Annotated in this window: 13 protein-coding genes and 1 riboswitch; of the genes, 9 read left to right on the top strand and 4 right to left on the bottom strand. The window is 43.5% G+C overall.

Annotation, left to right across the window (positions count from 1 at the left end; genetic code table 11):
- Positions 1-130: 130 nt before the first annotated feature.
- On the bottom strand, positions 131-424 hold the full coding sequence (locus D0463_RS05925; protein WP_117306162.1) for a hypothetical protein: 294 nt from the start codon (positions 422-424) through the stop codon (positions 131-133).
- 86 nt (positions 425-510) lie between these two features.
- On the opposite strand from D0463_RS05925, the gene dapF reads away from it, so the two are divergent.
- Positions 511-1,497 (top strand): diaminopimelate epimerase, encoded by a 987-nt coding sequence (gene dapF / locus D0463_RS05920; RefSeq protein WP_117306160.1) that lies wholly within the window; start codon positions 511-513, stop codon positions 1,495-1,497.
- A gap of 55 nt (positions 1,498-1,552) precedes the next feature.
- On the opposite strand, the gene D0463_RS05915 is transcribed toward dapF, so the two are convergent.
- Positions 1,553-3,397: a DNA ligase D gene (locus D0463_RS05915; protein WP_117306158.1), complete on the bottom strand. Its 1,845-nt coding sequence runs from the start codon at positions 3,395-3,397 to the stop codon at positions 1,553-1,555.
- A gap of 112 nt (positions 3,398-3,509) precedes the next feature.
- On the opposite strand from D0463_RS05915, the gene ku reads away from it, so the two are divergent.
- The 4 genes from ku (at position 3,510) to D0463_RS05890 (ending at position 8,188) form a co-directional block, all read left to right on the top strand.
- Positions 3,510-4,340, top strand: coding sequence for a non-homologous end joining protein Ku (gene ku / locus D0463_RS05910; RefSeq protein ID WP_117306156.1), 831 nt, complete (start codon positions 3,510-3,512; stop codon positions 4,338-4,340).
- Positions 4,341-5,202: 862 nt separating this feature from the next.
- Positions 5,203-5,781 (top strand): phosphatase PAP2 family protein, encoded by a 579-nt coding sequence (locus tag D0463_RS05900; protein WP_254052724.1) that lies wholly within the window; start codon positions 5,203-5,205, stop codon positions 5,779-5,781.
- A complete protein-coding gene (locus tag D0463_RS05895; protein ID WP_117306150.1) occupies positions 5,781-6,329 on the top strand; it encodes a glycerol-3-phosphate responsive antiterminator in 549 nt (182 codons plus the stop codon). The genes D0463_RS05900 and D0463_RS05895 overlap by 1 nt, the downstream gene beginning before the upstream one ends.
- Before the next feature lie 203 nt (positions 6,330-6,532).
- Positions 6,533-8,188 (top strand): glycerol-3-phosphate dehydrogenase/oxidase, encoded by a 1,656-nt coding sequence (locus D0463_RS05890; protein ID WP_117306148.1) that lies wholly within the window; start codon positions 6,533-6,535, stop codon positions 8,186-8,188.
- Positions 8,189-8,230: 42 nt separating this feature from the next.
- Here the strand turns inward: D0463_RS05890 and mscL are convergent, their stop codons facing one another.
- Positions 8,231-8,692, bottom strand: a complete 462-nt coding sequence (gene mscL / locus D0463_RS05885; protein WP_117306146.1) for a large conductance mechanosensitive channel protein MscL — start codon at positions 8,690-8,692, stop codon at positions 8,231-8,233.
- A gap of 421 nt (positions 8,693-9,113) precedes the next feature.
- On the opposite strand from mscL, the gene D0463_RS20220 reads away from it, so the two are divergent.
- On the top strand, positions 9,114-9,269 hold the full coding sequence (locus D0463_RS20220) for a putative holin-like toxin (protein ID WP_354959293.1): 156 nt from the start codon (positions 9,114-9,116) through the stop codon (positions 9,267-9,269).
- 376 nt (positions 9,270-9,645) lie between these two features.
- Positions 9,646-10,308, top strand: a complete 663-nt coding sequence (locus D0463_RS05880; protein ID WP_117306144.1) for an MOSC domain-containing protein — start codon at positions 9,646-9,648, stop codon at positions 10,306-10,308.
- A gap of 50 nt (positions 10,309-10,358) precedes the next feature.
- Here the strand turns inward: D0463_RS05880 and D0463_RS05875 are convergent, their stop codons facing one another.
- A complete protein-coding gene (locus tag D0463_RS05875; protein WP_117306142.1) occupies positions 10,359-10,973 on the bottom strand; it encodes a class I SAM-dependent methyltransferase in 615 nt (204 codons plus the stop codon).
- Positions 10,974-11,135: 162 nt separating this feature from the next.
- Positions 11,136-11,235, top strand: a riboswitch (SAM riboswitch).
- Positions 11,236-11,326: 91 nt separating this feature from the next.
- Here D0463_RS05875 and D0463_RS05870 point away from each other — a divergent pair.
- Both D0463_RS05870 and metH read left to right on the top strand, forming a co-directional pair.
- Positions 11,327-13,174: a bifunctional homocysteine S-methyltransferase/methylenetetrahydrofolate reductase gene (locus D0463_RS05870; RefSeq protein ID WP_117306178.1), complete on the top strand. Its 1,848-nt coding sequence runs from the start codon at positions 11,327-11,329 to the stop codon at positions 13,172-13,174.
- The gene (metH, locus tag D0463_RS05865; RefSeq protein ID WP_117306140.1) at positions 13,167-16,616 is read left to right on the top strand and encodes a methionine synthase; all 3,450 of its coding nucleotides are present in this window, start codon (positions 13,167-13,169) and stop codon (positions 16,614-16,616) included. The genes D0463_RS05870 and metH overlap by 8 nt, the downstream gene beginning before the upstream one ends.
- Positions 16,617-16,679: the final 63 nt, after the last annotated feature.

Here is a 16,679-nt window from a genome sequence, read left to right as displayed (position 1 = left end):
TCCTGCGGAAAAACGGGCTGGCAAGACCCCGCAGCGAGGTACGAGTGAGGAGGCTTGCCAGTTCGTCCCCGGAAAGCGAGTAGATTCCATGACCATTTGAAAATCAACAATGGAATTTAACAGAGCCATTTCATAAAAAAGGCTTTTGAGGCTTGATATACCGTCTCAACTCCACGAGCATCATTTTTTTCATCGACAGGGGACCGGAAATCGAGTTCACATCTTCAGGCAGAGGGTATATGCCAAACTCGTTTACTTTCACGCGGATACGTCCGCTCCACAATAACTGTTTATCGAAAGTTTGTATGACCGTAGTGACAGTCGCCAGTTTGGCAGGGGTCTCTTCATTTTCTATGGAAATGACCGAATCAACAAAAAAATCAAAAATGAAATGGTTTTTTCTAAAAGTTGATTTCACTTTCATAATCGCATCTCCTTTACTTAGCGCTTATTCTTTAATAGAATAATATAATAATTCACAGTTGTAACTGTTTAGGAGAAGTGACTTAGATGATTTTAGAATTGTTAAAGTGCCATGGATCTGGCAATGATTTTTTGATAATTGATGAACTGACAAAGGATCTTTCATTTTCGGAAGAAGAACGGAAAAACCTCGCGCTGGCTCTATGTGAGCGCGATAGCGGCCTTGGCGCAGATGGGATTCTTTTTGTAATGAAGAGTGATACATGTGATGCGAGAATGCGTGTCTTTAATGCCGACGGTTCAGAGGCATCGATGTGCGGCAATGGGCTGCGCTGTGTGGCGCGGTTCACCCACGAAGTGCTTGGTAAAGACAAATTGATGATTGAGACGATGAAAGCCGATCTAGCAGTCGAGAAGGCAGAAGAAATTTATCGTGGCATACCTACCTATAAAGTGGAAATTTCACCGGTTTCCTTTCATGTCAAAGACCTGCCTCTTCAAATCGAAAGCGAGACACTGTTAAATGCGAAGCTGCCGGAGCTTTCTGATTCCCTTGATTTTACGGCGGTTGCCGTGCCGAATCCGCATTTGATTTCGATTGTTACCGATGAGATGCTTGCTTCCGGCATTCAAGAAGATTTGGCGACGAAGGTGAATGGACCAAACGATTTATTCCCGGACGGGGTCAATGTAAGCTTCATCAAGCCAATTGAAACAGGGCGTATTTTTGTCCGCACCTTTGAAAGAGGCGTTGGTTTCACGAATGCATGCGGAACCGCCATGTCAGCATCGAGCCTTGTCACATGCTTAAACGGTCTCAATGAACTGGAAAAAGAAATTTCCGTTTATAATGATGGCGGACAAGTGAAATGCGTCGTTCATCATGACCCGGAAAAAGATCAATATCATATTGATCTTATCGGCAATGGAACGTATGAATATAAAGCAGAGATTAATGTCGAACTTGGAAATGAAAAGAATTTCAATATGCTTAGTCAAGATACATTCAACAATGAAACCAGTTTGTACGCTGAATTTCAAAAGGAAATCCAGGAATTTTTGCAGGGTAAATAATCGAACACGAAAAACCGGCCTGTACTCCAGCAGACCGGCTTTTTTTATGGTACATCTATTTTCGTTTCAAAAATGGGATCACTTCCTCAAACGGCTGCTCGTGCCTGGCCTTTTCATAATCTGCGAAAGGACACCCTGAACTCCTGATCCGTTTTGGAACATTCCAAACCGTATAGTCCTTTATCGATAAATCCTCGGTTAATTCCTCCCAAAAGAGCGGGGCGGCAACACCGCCGAAATCATTTCCGCGGGGGGAGTAAGGAGAAATGATCGTCTTCCCTTCACTATGCTGGACAAAATCCAGATAAAGACGGTTATGGCGGTTTTTCTTAAGCCGCTCAACGGTAAAGTCATCCGGGAATGAGCTAGTCAGAAAGTCAGCAAGAAAATTGGTGAAAATCCGCGTGTCGTGGTAGCTGTATGTATTTGCTGGCAAGGGAATATGAATCTGAAGGCCCTTATTGCCAGAAGTTTTGATAAACGCCTTCACGTTTATCGAATCCAGGACCTTCTTGCTTTCAAGGGCAGCCTTTACTGCTAGATGAAACGATTCAGGGGCCGGCGGATCGAGATCAAGGACAAGCTCATCCGGATGGGTTTTTCCTGCTCTTTGGAAAGGCGTGTGGAACTCCAGCGCAAGCTGGTTACCGAGCCAGAGTAAAGTGTCCAAATCATTGCAGAGAATATAATCATTGTCATTCGCAAAAAAAGATTTGATGAAGTCAGGGGCATAGTCCGGCCGGTTTTTTTGAAAAAAGCGTTCTTTGCTGTGCATCGTTCCATGCGGGTACCTGATTGTCGTGAGCTCCTTATCCTTTAAGTGGGGCAAAAACCAGGATGAAACCTCACGCAAGTATTGTAAGTATTCAATCTTTGTGATAATTTTATTGCCTGATTCCCAAATAGGCTTGTCAGGTGACGTAATCGAAATATGGGCAGGGAAGGTGAATTTGCTTTCGATAAACCCGTCCCAGGTGCATTCTTCGGGTCTGACTGTTGGTAGAAATTCCTTGAATTGCGGCTCGCGCAGTTCGGTTTCTTCATACACATGCAGAAATTCAACCGCCAGGCATATGGAAGGATGGATATAAAGGCTGCCATCGTCCTCAGAAGAAGCGTTCTGTTTAATAATATCCTGTAGGATTGACCGGTCATGTTGGTTGATCCCGTTTTTCATTTGCCCGATGCTTGTCGGTATACCATCTCTATAGACCCCTAACGCGAAATAACCATTTGCCTTATTCATGGCCGTGATAAAGCAGGCAGCCCTGCGCCAATTCTTAACCTTTACCCATTGAGACGTTCTTTTTCCCTCCTCCCACATGCTGTTTTCATGCTTGGCGACAATCCCTTCCCCGTCATACAGCACAACTTTTTCCAAAAGATCTGAAAAGTTTTTGAAAAGCGGGACATATTGAATGATTGCTTCATTGATGGGATTTGGAGATAGCGGAAGTTTTGCCTCCTTGCAAAGTGTTTCGAGCCGTTCTTTTCGTTTTAAATAGGCCAATGTTTGCAGTTTTTCCTCTTTATGAACAAGGAGGTCAAACGCCAAAAACCGGACTGGGGAAACAAGAGCCGCCTCTTCAATCGTTTTTTTTGTTTTCAGGCGGCCACGCCACTGAAGATGCATGAAATCGGACTTGTATGGGTTGGCAAGCCAAACAACTTCGCCGTCGAGTTGAATCGGCAAATGCTCCGTTAATGCGGGTTTTATTCGATCAACGAATTCTTCAATTTCCGGGAATGACGGGAGCAGATTCTTACCGTTTCTGCTAGTCAGTTCGATTTTATTTTTGCCAATTGTAAGCAGGGCACGGAAGCCGTCATATTTCACTTCGTATCTCCATGGTTTTCCGGTCGGGGCACTATCATGATACGTCGGAAGCATAGGTTTCATCAGATCACTCTTTCTGTTTGCCAATTGTTTATAGGTGTTATTTTGAAGCTGGAGAGAAAAAATATGCTTAGGCAAATTAACTTTAGAAAAAGAAAATGAAGAAGGTGAAATCATGCATACGATGTGGAAGGGCAGCATCAGCTTTGGGCTGGTTAATATTCCGATAAAGCTGCATGCCGCAACAGAAGATAAGGATATATCCCTGAGGACACTTCATAAGGAATGCCATTCTCCGATTAAGTATGAAAAAGTTTGTCCTGTCTGTGAAAAAGAGGTGGGCAAAGATGATATCGTCCGAGCTTTTGAATATACAAAAGGTAAGTTCGTCGTTATTGAAGATGAAGAACTGGAGCAGTTGAGAAAGGTAAATGAAGACAGAGCGGTCGAAATCATTGATTTTGTTAAAATAGAGGAAATTGATCCGATTTATTTTAACAAAAGCTATTACATGTCGCCCAATGAAGGCGGCGTCAAAGCGTATTCACTACTTCGGGCTGCTCTGGCAGATTCAAAAAAGGTGGGTCTGGCAAAAATCATCATTAGAGCGAAAGAACAGATGGCGGTCATCCGAGTAGTGGAAAACACACTGCTCATGGAAACGATCCATTATCCTGATGAAGTCCGCTCTGTCGCTGACGTCCCGAATATACCCGCTGCGGATAATGTGAGCGACAGGGAGCTGTCTACGGCGATCATGCTTATTGACCAGTTAACGACCGAGTTTGAACCAAGTAAGTACAATGATGATTATCGTACCGCGCTTTTGGAACTTATTGAATCAAAAAAGACAGGCAAAACGATTACGCCAAAAGAACGAGAACCGGCTGCATCCAATGTGACCGATTTAATGGCGGCACTTCAGGCGTCCATCGACAGAACAAAGCCTCCAGCAAAGAAAAAGCCGGCGCGTAAACGAGCCGCAGCGAAAAAGAAAGAGGCTTGATAAATCAGAGCGGCTAAAGGAGATCCTTTCCGCTCTGATTTTTTAAATGGAAAAGCGACAAGCAAACTTTTCTAAAACGAGCACAAATCCGGATCATCGAGCAGAAATTCAATTAATCGAGCACAAATTCTCATCATCAAGCAGAAATTCAATTAATCGAGCACAAATCCGAATCATCGAGCACAAATCCGGATCATCGAGCAGAAATTCGGATCATCGAGCAGAAATTCGGATCATCGAGCAGAAATTCGGATCATCGAGCAGAAATTTGAATCAGCGAGCACAAATCCGGATCATCGAGCAGAAATTCAATTAATCGAGCACAAATCCTCCTCATCGAGCAGAAATCCAATTAATCGAGCACAAATCCGGATCATCGAGCAGAAATTCAATTAATCGAGCACAAATCTGAATCATCGATCAGAAATTCAATTAATCGAGCACAAATCCGAATCATCGAGCAGAAATTCAATTAATCGAGCACAAATCTGAATCATCGAGCAGAAATTCAATTAATCGAGCACAAATCCGAATCATCGAGCGGAAATTCAATTAATCGAGCACAAATCCGAATCATCGAGCAGAAATTCAAATTATCGAGCCCAAATTCATATGATCGAGCAGAAATTCAAATAATCAAAGACAAATTTGAAGAATCGATCCACAAATCTCAACATTTCGAGGCTGAAATATCATCATAAGTATTGATTCTTGTTTGGAAAGCTGGGAGTGAGGTATATTTCTTAAGAATGATATTTCGCCCGGGGTGATTGTACTGAAAATTAAAACAAACATTTACTTTTCCTTTATTGCAGTGTTATTGTCCTTATATGTATTCATATTCACAAAATTTGCAGAAAAATTGAAAGAAAATGAACTGGAACAGTTCGATTCTGCGATCATTCAATTTATTCAAGGGCAGATTTCCGATCAGCTGACGTCAATCATGAAAGTGCTGACATTTTTCGGGTCCATTCCATGGTTTATCATGGCAGCAATCGCCGTATCGATTTTTTTGGTTCTCTCTCATAAAAAACGATATGCCGTTTTTTTATTGTTTACTTCCTGGACAGGGTTAGTATTGAATCTCGTGCTAAAATGGATGTTTAAAAGGGAAAGGCCTGATTTGCTGCCAATCATCGCTGAAAACGGCTTTAGCTTTCCAAGCGGGCACTCCATGGGTTCGTTTGTTTTTTACGGTGCTCTGGCAGTTATCCTAGTAAGAATTTCTAAGCATGCCTTCCTTGATTGGATTTTCGGCAGCTTATGTGCCTTAATCATTTTGTTCATCGGGATAAGCAGAATATATTTAGGGGTGCACTATCCGAGCGATGTGATTGGGGGCTTTGCCGCGGGCGGGGCATGGTTGACGATCTGCGGGCTAGGCTTGCGCTACTTTGAATACAGTTTTACTAAAAAAAGGAGGGGAGACCGACGTTAATGCAAAAAATCTTTCCAGCATCCAGAAACATGAAGGAATTTGAGCAATTTCTCGAAAGTCCCTATGAAATCGGTGTTTTTTTGGAAATACATATTTCGATGCTGAAATCAGTCCAAAGGCTAGCCGAGCAGCATGGAAAAAAGATGATTTATCATATGGACCTCATTCATGGGATAAAGAACGACGACTTTGGAACCGAATACGTGTGTCAGGAGTATAACCCGTACGGACTGATCTCGACAAAAATCAACGTGATTTTAAGAGCAAAGAAAAAAGGAGTGAAAGCGATCCAAAGAATGTTCTTAATCGATTCGGGGGCGCTGGAGAAAAGCTTGAAGCTGGTGGAGAAAACGCAGCCGGATTATATCGAGCTATTGCCTGGTGCGATGCCGTGGATAATTGAAGAAGTATACAGCAAGGTGAACATTCCGATTATGGCTGGCGGCTTTATTAGGACAGAAGAAGATGTTGAGAATGCCTTTAAAGCGGGAGCGGTCGGGATTACCACTTCAAATCTTAAGTTATGGCGCGCGTTTTCCCAAGAGTAAGAAGTTATTCTTTTATAAATTTAGAAATAGGTATATAATGAAAGTAAGTTAATATTCGGTTCGAGATTTGGAGAGGCCACGATGCTGCGATTAGTGATAATCGCCTGTTTCGTGGCCTTTTTATATATAGAAGCATTTATTATCATAATCATGGGGAAGTAGGGTAATACATTAACTAGAGAGACATTAAGGAGGAACTTATTATGAAGTTTTCGAATCTTGACCGCGCGCAACTGCGTGAAAAATTACAGTCGGAAGAATTTGATCTGTTGATTATCGGCGGGGGAATAACAGGCTCAGGAATTGCGCTTGATGCCGTTACCCGCGGAATGAATACAGCGTTGGTTGAAATGCAGGATTTCGCAGCAGGCACGTCAAGCCGTTCCACCAAACTCGTCCATGGCGGCCTTCGTTATCTTAAGCAGTTTGAAGTGGCGATGGTCGCGGAAGTGGGCAAGGAACGGGCGATTGTTTATGAAAACGGACCGCACGTCACTACTCCTGAATGGATGCTGCTTCCTTTCCATAAAGGCGGAACATTCGGCAAATTTACAACTTCAATTGGACTGCGAGTATATGACCTGCTTGCTGGTGTTAAGCGCAAAGAATGGCGAAAGATGTTAACAGTCGATGAAACAATTAATAAAGAACCGCTTGTAAAAAAAGAAGGCTTAATGGGAGGCGGATATTACGTTGAATACCGCACCGATGATGCCCGGTTGACGATTGAAGTCGCCAAAAAAGCAGCCGAATTCGGCGCAAATTTAATGAACTATGCTAAAGTGGTTGATTTTATCTATGAAGACGGCAAAGTGGCCGGTGCGGTTGTAGAAGACCGGTTAACGAAAGAACAATTTTCAATCAAAGCAAAGAAAATTGTCAATGCGGCTGGTCCTTGGGTGGATACGCTTCGTGAAAAGGATGGTTCCAAAAAAGGCAAAACCCTTAAGCTGACAAAGGGAGCTCATGTTGTCATAGACCAATCGCGTTTCCCGTTAAAACAGGCTGTCTATTTTGATACCCCGGACGGGCGCATGGTCTTCGCGATTCCCCGTGAAGGCAAAGCGTATGTAGGGACAACCGATACCTTTTACGATAGCGATCCGGTGAATCCGAAAATGACCGCAGCCGACCGAGCCTATATCATCGAGGCGATCAACTATATGTTCCCTGAAGTCAAGATTGTGGAACAAGATGTAGAATCAAGCTGGGCAGGTGTCCGTCCATTGATCCATGAAGAAGGGAAGGATCCATCAGAAATTTCCCGTAAAGATGAAATCTGGGTATCGGATTCGGGCTTAATCACAATCGCTGGCGGAAAATTGACAGGCTACCGTAAAATGGCGGAAATGGTGCTTGACCGGGTTGCAGCCCAATTTGAAGAAGAGCTCGGCATTAAGTATGACAGCAGTCAAACGAAGCACCTCCCGATTTCGGGAGGCGACATTGGTGGTTCCGGTAACCTGGATAGTTTCAGAAAAACGGAAGCAACGGGAGGAACCCATCTCGGTTTAAGCCGACAGACGGCCGAAAAGCTTGCACAAATGTACGGGACGAATGTTCGGAAGCTGTATGAAATCATTGAAAACAGTGGAAAAGATGCAGAAAAATATAACTTACCCGTTGAGGTATATGCTATGCTTGTCTATTCAATCGAACAGGAAGCTGCTGCAACACCGGTGGATTTTTTGCTAAGAAGAACTGGTGCGATCTTGTTTAACATTGACGAGGCAAAACAGTGGAAACAGGGAGTCGTTGATTATATGAATGAAACATTCGGTTGGGATGAGAATCAAAGACAACATTTTGAAACGGAAGCGGATGCGGCGATCGAAGAAGCACAAACACCCGAAATGTGAAGCTATATAAAAGAAAACCCGCCGATTGGCGAGTTTTCTTTACTAGGTATCAGTGCTTAATTCGGTTTCATCTGCAGTCAAATAAGTCGTGCAAGCAGGGCAACGCTTAGCCGAAACAGGAATTTCCGAAATACACTCCGGGCATTTTTTTGTTTCAATCTTATTGGGTTCTTCTTTTTTGTGAAAGCGATTGACTTGCTTAACAATCATGAAGATGACAAATGAGATAATTAAGAAATGGATGATATTATTAATGAAAAGACCGTAATTGATTGTGGCCGCTCCCGCTTCCTGTGCCTCTGCAAGCGAGCTGTAATTCTTGTCTGACAGATTTATGTATAGATTACTGAAATCGACTTTGCCTACAATCAGCCCGATTGGCGGCATAATGATATCGTTTACGACAGAGTCAATGATTTTGCTGAAGGCTGCACCAATAATAACACCGATTGCGAGATCCAACACATTTCCTCTCATAATGAATTTTTTAAACTCTTTAAACAAAACTGGGTTCCCATTCCTTTCTCTGCATATGGATGTATTTATGATACCACTTGTTTGGACATCTTGTAATAATGAGAAAAGTATGATTGGCGAGCATCTTAAGACGAGGAATAAAGGTATTTGGGTATATATAGCTTGAAAATTCCATGCTTTTCAAGGTACAAAAAAATCGCTCTTTGACAAACAAGAGCGAAAGAAGCGGAAATATCGATCTCTAGAATCAATATACAGGCGAACGCGATAGGGTCTCGACTATATATTGTGTTTCTATTTTACCATATCTTTTTTCACGATCGCAACTATTGTTAGAAAATTTTGACGAAACTTGACTAAATCTACGGTATGAGAACTAGGACAATAGTCATTATTTCACAAAAACAGAACGAGTGTTCGTAAAATAGTGTTTGTTGTGATATAATAATTGTACGATAGGACAATCCCTAGGAGGTCTCCTAAGGGCGGTCGGCTAACCCCGAGGAAAGGGGGTGAAGCCTTGACAATTTTCGAAACCTTAATGGCGATGTTTACTTTTGCTACTCTGATAATTGCCATTTTGTCATTCCAAAATAAAAAATAGACCTCCCTTGTCCGAAAAATGAGGGAGAGGTCTATTCATCCAATGTAGGCCGATCCCCTATTGGGGGACCATGTCTATCGTGGGCCGTAAATGCTGCAACATTTACGGCTTTTTATTTAGCAGAAAGTATAAACTTTCCTTTCTGCATAAAGCAGGACACAGACTAAGTGTGCCACGTCCTTATGTATTCGCCTGTGTGACCCACATCCTGTGGGCCTCAACTACGTCTAATCTCCGCCTTACGGTCGTCAATCGACGAGTTTTTTTTATTTTATTACATATCCTTCTTTAGAATACCACATGATTTCTTATCTGTCACGAAACCTGAAGAACGACTATAATTAATGAGCAATTCTCAAAAAAGGAGAATCAGAAAATGGGGATAACAGGAAAAATTGTTTCTTTTCAGATTGGCAGACCACAATTGAGAGTCTTTTCCGGTGCTCAATTTAATACGGGGATCAATAAGCAGAAGGTAAAGACCGCCTTTGTTACAAAGGCTGAGATAGAAGGCGATGGCATCGGCAACAAGAAACACCATGGTGGTCCGGACAGGGTCATTTGTTTTTATCCATACGAACATTATGAGATGTGGGAGAAACGATTTGGAAAAAGAATATCGATCCCCGCTTTCGGTGAAAATTTGACGGTTTCTGGGATGAAAGAAGAACAAGTGTACATAGGAGATATTTTCAGAATTGGTGAATGCATCACTCAGATTACACAGGGACGAATACCTTGTGCGATGATATCTCATTTCAATAACGAGACTGGCTTTCTAAAGGAGGTTATCGAGACATCATACACTGGTTATTTCGCAAGAGTTTTGGAGGAAGGGCAGGTCCGTGAAGACGACAGTATCGAGCTCGTACAAAGGGTACAAAATCATGTCAGCGTTCTATCTGCGAATGAAATTTATTTTCATAACAAGGAGGGCTTGATAGGACTTGATAGATTACTTACCATTGATGAGCTGGGAATCGTATGGAAAACCAAAATTATGCGGAAAAGAGCCGCCTTGTTAGAAACAGAAGGTTAAATCCCTCCATGCTATGTGAAAATAAATGCTGGATGACCTCTGATTTTCAATCATATATGCTTCTTTTTACAAACGCCTGTGACGCAGACTGTCAATTCAGGTTTTACTTTTTTGAATTTTACAGAAATATCCCGGAAGCCAGCATAGACTAAATCCTGTTCAATCTGGAACGCATGGGAAAATGTTTTTTCGCGGGAGGCGTCGTCTTCCCTCGGCTGGACTGTGATGGCGATTCTGCCGCCATCCTTCAACAATTGATGGATGCGCATCAATGATTTCCTTTTATTCTTCCATAACGGATAATTATTTACGGATATGACTTTATCATATTGGTACTCACGCTGATTATAATCCATTACATCTTTCTGGTAGAGATTCAGCCGTCCTTTGTCGATCGCTTTTTCATTCCGGATGTGGGCAGTCTCGAGCATCGTTTTCGAAACATCGACGCCATCTATTTTGAGGTTATCATATTTTTGCAGCATTTCTTCGATGGCATATCCGGGACCAAAGCCGACTTCCAATATATGATCGCCCGGTTTTACTTTAAGCCGGTCAATTGTCCAACGGTTAATCTTGCGGTTTTCAAAAGCCATAATCATGCCTGCTAGCCTGCCCAGTATACCTACGGGTTTGCGAAACTGCTTTGCGATGGTTTCAAGCATATCAAACCCTCCTCATGTTAGTGAATATATTATATTTTCACCAAATGAATCGTTTTAAACCACATATTTGCAAATCAAATTGATTGTAACTATTGAAATATATCCTTTCATCATGTAAAGTAATAATTATTAAATTTAGAATATGCAAACAATTATATAGTGATCTTATCGAGAGAGGTGGAGGGACTGGCCCTGTGAAACCTCAGCAACCGGCTATCGCCAAGGTGCTAAATCCAGCAAGCTCGTGCTTGGTAGATGAGGAGAATGTGACAAAAAGCCTTCTTCTTACAGAAGGCTTTTTGTTTTCCCTCACAGATTCGATAGACACAAACTGTTTGAGAGAGGGGCGCATAATGAATTTTCGTGAAGAGTTGAAGAGTAGAATACTAATAGGTGATGGGGCGATGGGCACCCTTTTATATTCAAACGGAATCGGCCACTGCTATGAAGAATTGAACATCAGTGATCCTGGCCGGATCGAAACAATCCATGCTGCCTATTTGGATGCGGGAGCGGATATCCTGCAATCCAACACTTACGGTGCCAATTATTATAAACTCAAACGCTACGGCCTTGAGGATGAGGTAAGCAATATAAACAGGAAAGGCATTTCCCTGGCAAGAAAGGCTGCTAAGGATAAAGCTTTTGTTTTTGGAACCATCGGTGCGTCAAGAAGCATCCGTAAATCTGACTTAAGTTTGGAGGAAATCAAACGGGGATTTCGCGAGCAGTTATACAGCCAGCTCGTGGAAAGTCCGGATGGCCTGCTTTTCGAAACATACTATGACTTAGAAGAACTGGAAACCGTTCTGCAAATTGCCCGCAATGAAACAGATCTACCAATCATTGCAAATGTATCAATGCATGAAATCGGTTATTTGCAAAATGGGATCCATCTGAATGAAGCATTTCAAAGACTCGAACAATTAGGTGCTGATGTAGTTGGCATCAACTGCCGTTTAGGACCACACCATATGATTCGGTCTCTTGAAGAAGTGCAGCTTCCAAAGCAGGCGTATATTTCCGTCTATCCTAATGCGAGCCTTCCGGACTATGTGGATGGACGGTTGGTGTACGAAGCCGTTCCGGACTACTTCGGGTCAAGCGCCTTAAAGCTTCGCGAACAAGGTGCCCGTATCATCGGGGGCTGTTGTGGAACGACTCCTAAGCATATTGAATCGGTAAAGCAGGCGATTGGGAACTTGAAACCCATTACAGAAAAAGAGATTAAAGCTCGTCGGATTGAGATCATTGCAAATGACCATCACGAGAAAACGACGGCCCTCTATGAAAAAGCCAGAAAAGAACGGACCATTCTCGTCGAACTGGATCCTCCTAAGAAATTAGGCGTTGAAGCTTTTATGGCAGGCGCGAAAGCCTTGCATAAAGCCGGGGTCGATTCCATCACATTGGCGGACAATTCACTGGCAACGCCAAGAATCAGCAATGTTGCAATCGGGACGATGCTGAAAAATCAGATCGGTACTGACCCGCTTATTCACATTACCTGTAGGGATCGTAATTTAATCGGACTGCAGTCCCATTTAATGGGCTTGCAAACGCTCGGATTAAATGAAATCTTAGTTGTAACGGGAGACCCTTCAAAAATCGGTGATTTTCCGGGAGCTACTTCCGTTTATGATCTTTCATCGTTTGATTTGATCAGCCTTGTGAAGCAGTTTAATGAAGGTTTGTCCTTTTCAGGTCAAAGTCTCGGACAGCGCTCGAATTTTAAAATCGCCGCAGCCTTCAATCCGAATGTTCGTTATCTTCACAAAGCAGTGGAGCGGATGGAAAAGAAAATTGCCTGTGGCGCCCAGTCATTTTTGACTCAGCCTGTTTATTCCATCAGCCAGATCGAGGAAGTCCACGCGGCAACAAAGCATCTGGAGACACCGGTTTTTATCGGGATCATGCCGCTTACGAGCTCCCGCAATGCCGAATTCATTCATAATGAGGTACCCGGCATCAAGCTTCCGGACGATGTAAGAAACGCAATGGCCACGGCCGGAAGCGATCCTGCCCGTGCTAGGGCTGAAGGAGTGGCTATCGCTAGGGAACTAGTTGATGCGGCGCTTGATAGGTTTAAAGGAATCTATCTAATCACGCCTTTTTTACGTTATGAAATGACCGCGGAGCTTTCGCGCTATATTAGAAAAGTTGACAGTGAACGATTCGTTGAGGTGACCATACATGAATAAACGACAGATACAGGAACAAATGAAAGAGAAGATCCTCCTGCTTGATGGAGCGATGGGTACGATGATACAGGATGCCGATCTAACGCCTGAAGATTTCGGCGGGGAAGAGTACGAGGGCTGCAATGAATATTTATCGATAACCGCACCACAAGTCATTCAGTCGATTCATGAAGCTTACTTGAAGGCTGGAGCGGATATCATTGAAACAAATACATTCGGGGCGACGAGCATTGTGCTGGATGAATATGATCTTAGCACACTTGCGTATGAACTGAACAAAAAATCGGCAGAGCTGGCAAAAGCCGCCTGTGATATATACTCGACTGACAGCTGGCCTAGATATGTCGCAGGGTCTATGGGACCAACAACCAAGACGTTATCCGTAACCGGAGGAACGACATTTGACGCGTTATCAGCCTCATATGAAGAACAGGCTCGAGGCTTGATCGATGGCGGGAGCGACCTGCTTCTTATTGAAACAAGCCAGGATATGCTCAATGTTAAGGCGGCTTTTACCGGAATAAAGAAGGCTTTCTCTTTAACCGGGACTGAACTTCCGATCATTATTTCAGGAACGATTGAACCAATGGGGACAACGCTTGCGGGACAGTCGATCGAAGCGTTCTACTTATCATGCGAGCATATGAACCCGATTGCGGTCGGCCTGAATTGTGCGACAGGGCCCGAGTTTATGACTGATCATATACGGAGCTTGTCAGAGCTCTCCATTTCGGGTGTCAGCTGCTATCCGAATGCCGGACTTCCTGATGAGGAAGGACATTATCATGAATCACCCGTGTCACTGGCCGGAAAAATGCTTCAATTTGCGGAAAAAGGCTGGGTTAATATTGTTGGAGGCTGCTGCGGAACGACACCAGCGCATATCGAGGAATTAACTAAGGTATTACAAGATATAAATCCTCGTCAACTTTCCCGAGAGCCACATCAGCATGCCGTTTCGGGAATTGAGCCGCTTTTATACGATGACTCGATGCGTCCGCTTTTCGTCGGTGAACGCACGAATGTAATTGGCTCTAAAAAATTCAAGGAGCTAATCCGCGACAAGCAATTTGAACCTGCAGCCGAGATTGCAAGGGCACAGGTAAAAAAAGGCGCGCATGTCATCGATATTTGTCTGGCTGACCCTGATGATGATGAGCTTGGCAATATGAAAGAGTTCGTCCAAGAGGTTGTGAAAAAGGTAAAGGTGCCACTTGTTATCGATTCGACTGATGAAGCTGTGCTCGAGATCGCTTTAAAGAATTCGCAAGGAAAAGCAATCATCAATTCAATCAATTTAGAGGATGGAGAGGAACGGTTTGAAAAAATCGTACCGCTCATCCATCAATATGGGGCTGCTGTTGTTGTCGGTACGATTGATGAGACAGGCATGGCGGTCGACGCTGAGCGCAAGCTCGAAATTGCAGCGCGCTCTGTGGACCTGCTCGTGAATAAATATGGACTTAATGCCACAGATCTCATTTTTGATCCGCTCGTTTTTCCGGTTGGAACGGGGGACGAGCAGTACATTGGTGCAGCTCTGGAAACGGTGAAAGGGATTCAGGCGATTAAAGAAACGTTTCCGGACTGTTTGACGATACTCGGAATTTCAAACGTTTCATTCGGGCTACCAGCACGCGGCAGAGAAATATTAAACGCTGTGTTTTTATATCATTGCACGAAAGCAGGACTCGATTATGCGATTGTGAATACGGAAAAGCTGGAGCGGTTCGCTTCGATTCCTGAAGAAGAAATCAAGCTAGCTGAGGCGCTTCTTTTTGAAACATCAAAGGAAACGCTGCAGACGTTCACTGAATTCTATCGTGGTAAAAAAGTAGAAAAAAAGGAAAATATCGCTCTGCTTCCATTAGAGGAGAGGCTGGCCAATTATATCATTGAAGGTACAAAAGAGGGACTAATTGATGATCTTAATATAGCCTTGGAAAGAGGAGATAATCCTCTTGCTATCATCAACGGCCCGCTTATGGATGGAATGGCAGAGGTTGGCAGATTATTCAATGATAATCAGCTTATTGTCGCAGAGGTCCTCCAAAGTGCAGAAGCGATGAAAGCTTCGGTTTCCTACCTTGAGCCATTGATGGAAAACGAAGCGGACAGTGCCAGCAAAGGGAAGGTACTGCTGGCAACGGTTAAGGGCGATGTCCATGATATCGGGAAAAATCTCGTTGATATCATCCTGTCCAATAATGGGTATGAAGTCATCGATTTGGGGATTAAAATTACGTCTCAGCAAATCATCGAAGCAGTTCGGACTCACAAGCCTACTGTAGTGGGGCTATCGGGGTTACTGGTAAAATCAGCGCAACAAATGGTGCTGACAGCACAGGATTTAAAACAGACCGGGATTGATACGCCAATTTTGGTTGGCGGTGCTGCGTTATCCCGTAAGTTCACGGACTTTAAGATCGCTCCTGAATATGAAGGGCCAGTGTTATATGCAAAAGATGCAATGGACGGGCTGGCGACGGCAAACATCCTGCATGATGAAGAAAAGAAGACAGCCCATTTACAAGCACTGGATGCTAAACGTAAAATCGCAGCTTCCAATGCGGAGGCAGCGGCTCTCATCGTCAAACCTGAAGTGAAAAAATCTATAGCTCCTGTTTTAACGAATGTTCCGGTGAAAAAACCGTCAGACTTAAAACGGCATATTTTAAAAGACTACCCCTTTGAAGTCGTACATCCTTATATCAATAAACAAATGCTAATCGGGCATCACCTTGGCTTGAAAGGCAAGGTTGACCAGTTATTGAAGCAAGGAGATGAAAGGGCCATTTTGCTGAATGATTTAACCGAAGAACTCGCTTCGTTTCTGAGAGGCAATAAGGATTATTCTTTAAACGGCGTCTATCAGTTTTTCCCGGCTCAGAGTGAAGGGAACAAAGTATGGATATATCATCCGGAAAATCACACTGAGGTACTCGAAACCTTTGATTTTCCTCGCCAGGAAACAAGTCCGTACCTTTGTCTCGCTGACTATATTAAGCCGATTTTATCAGGCGAAATGGATTATGTCGGAATGTTTGTCGTTACGGCAGGGAATGGAATCCGTGCGTTAGCGGAACAATGGAAGCATGACGGTGATTTCTTAAAAAGCCATGCGATTTCTGCATTGGCTCTGGAAACCGCCGAGGGATTCGCTGAACGGATGCACCAGTTGATGAGGGATTCCTGGGGGATTGGCGATTCAGTCGATATGACGATGAAGGATCGATTTGCAGCCAAGTATATGGGACAAAGATATTCTTTCGGGTATCCGGCTTGTCCGGATCTAGAAGACCAGGCAAAGCTATTCCGTCTCTTGAAGCCCGAGGAGATCGGCGTGAATTTGACGGAAGGATTCATGATGGAGCCTGAGGCTTCTGTTTCGGCGATTGTACTAGCGCACCCTGAAGCAAGATATTTTAATGTGAATAGATAAAATACCTCTGTACGGGGCCGATCCAAAGCTGAATTTTACGCACTTTGGGTCGGTCCTTTTATT

This window comes from Bacillus sp. V59.32b, from assembly GCF_003429085.1.
Classification (GTDB): Bacteria; Bacillota; Bacilli; order Bacillales; family DSM-1321; genus Peribacillus.
Note: the sequence above shows the minus strand (reverse complement) of the source record. Positions and strands in the feature narration are given on the sequence as shown.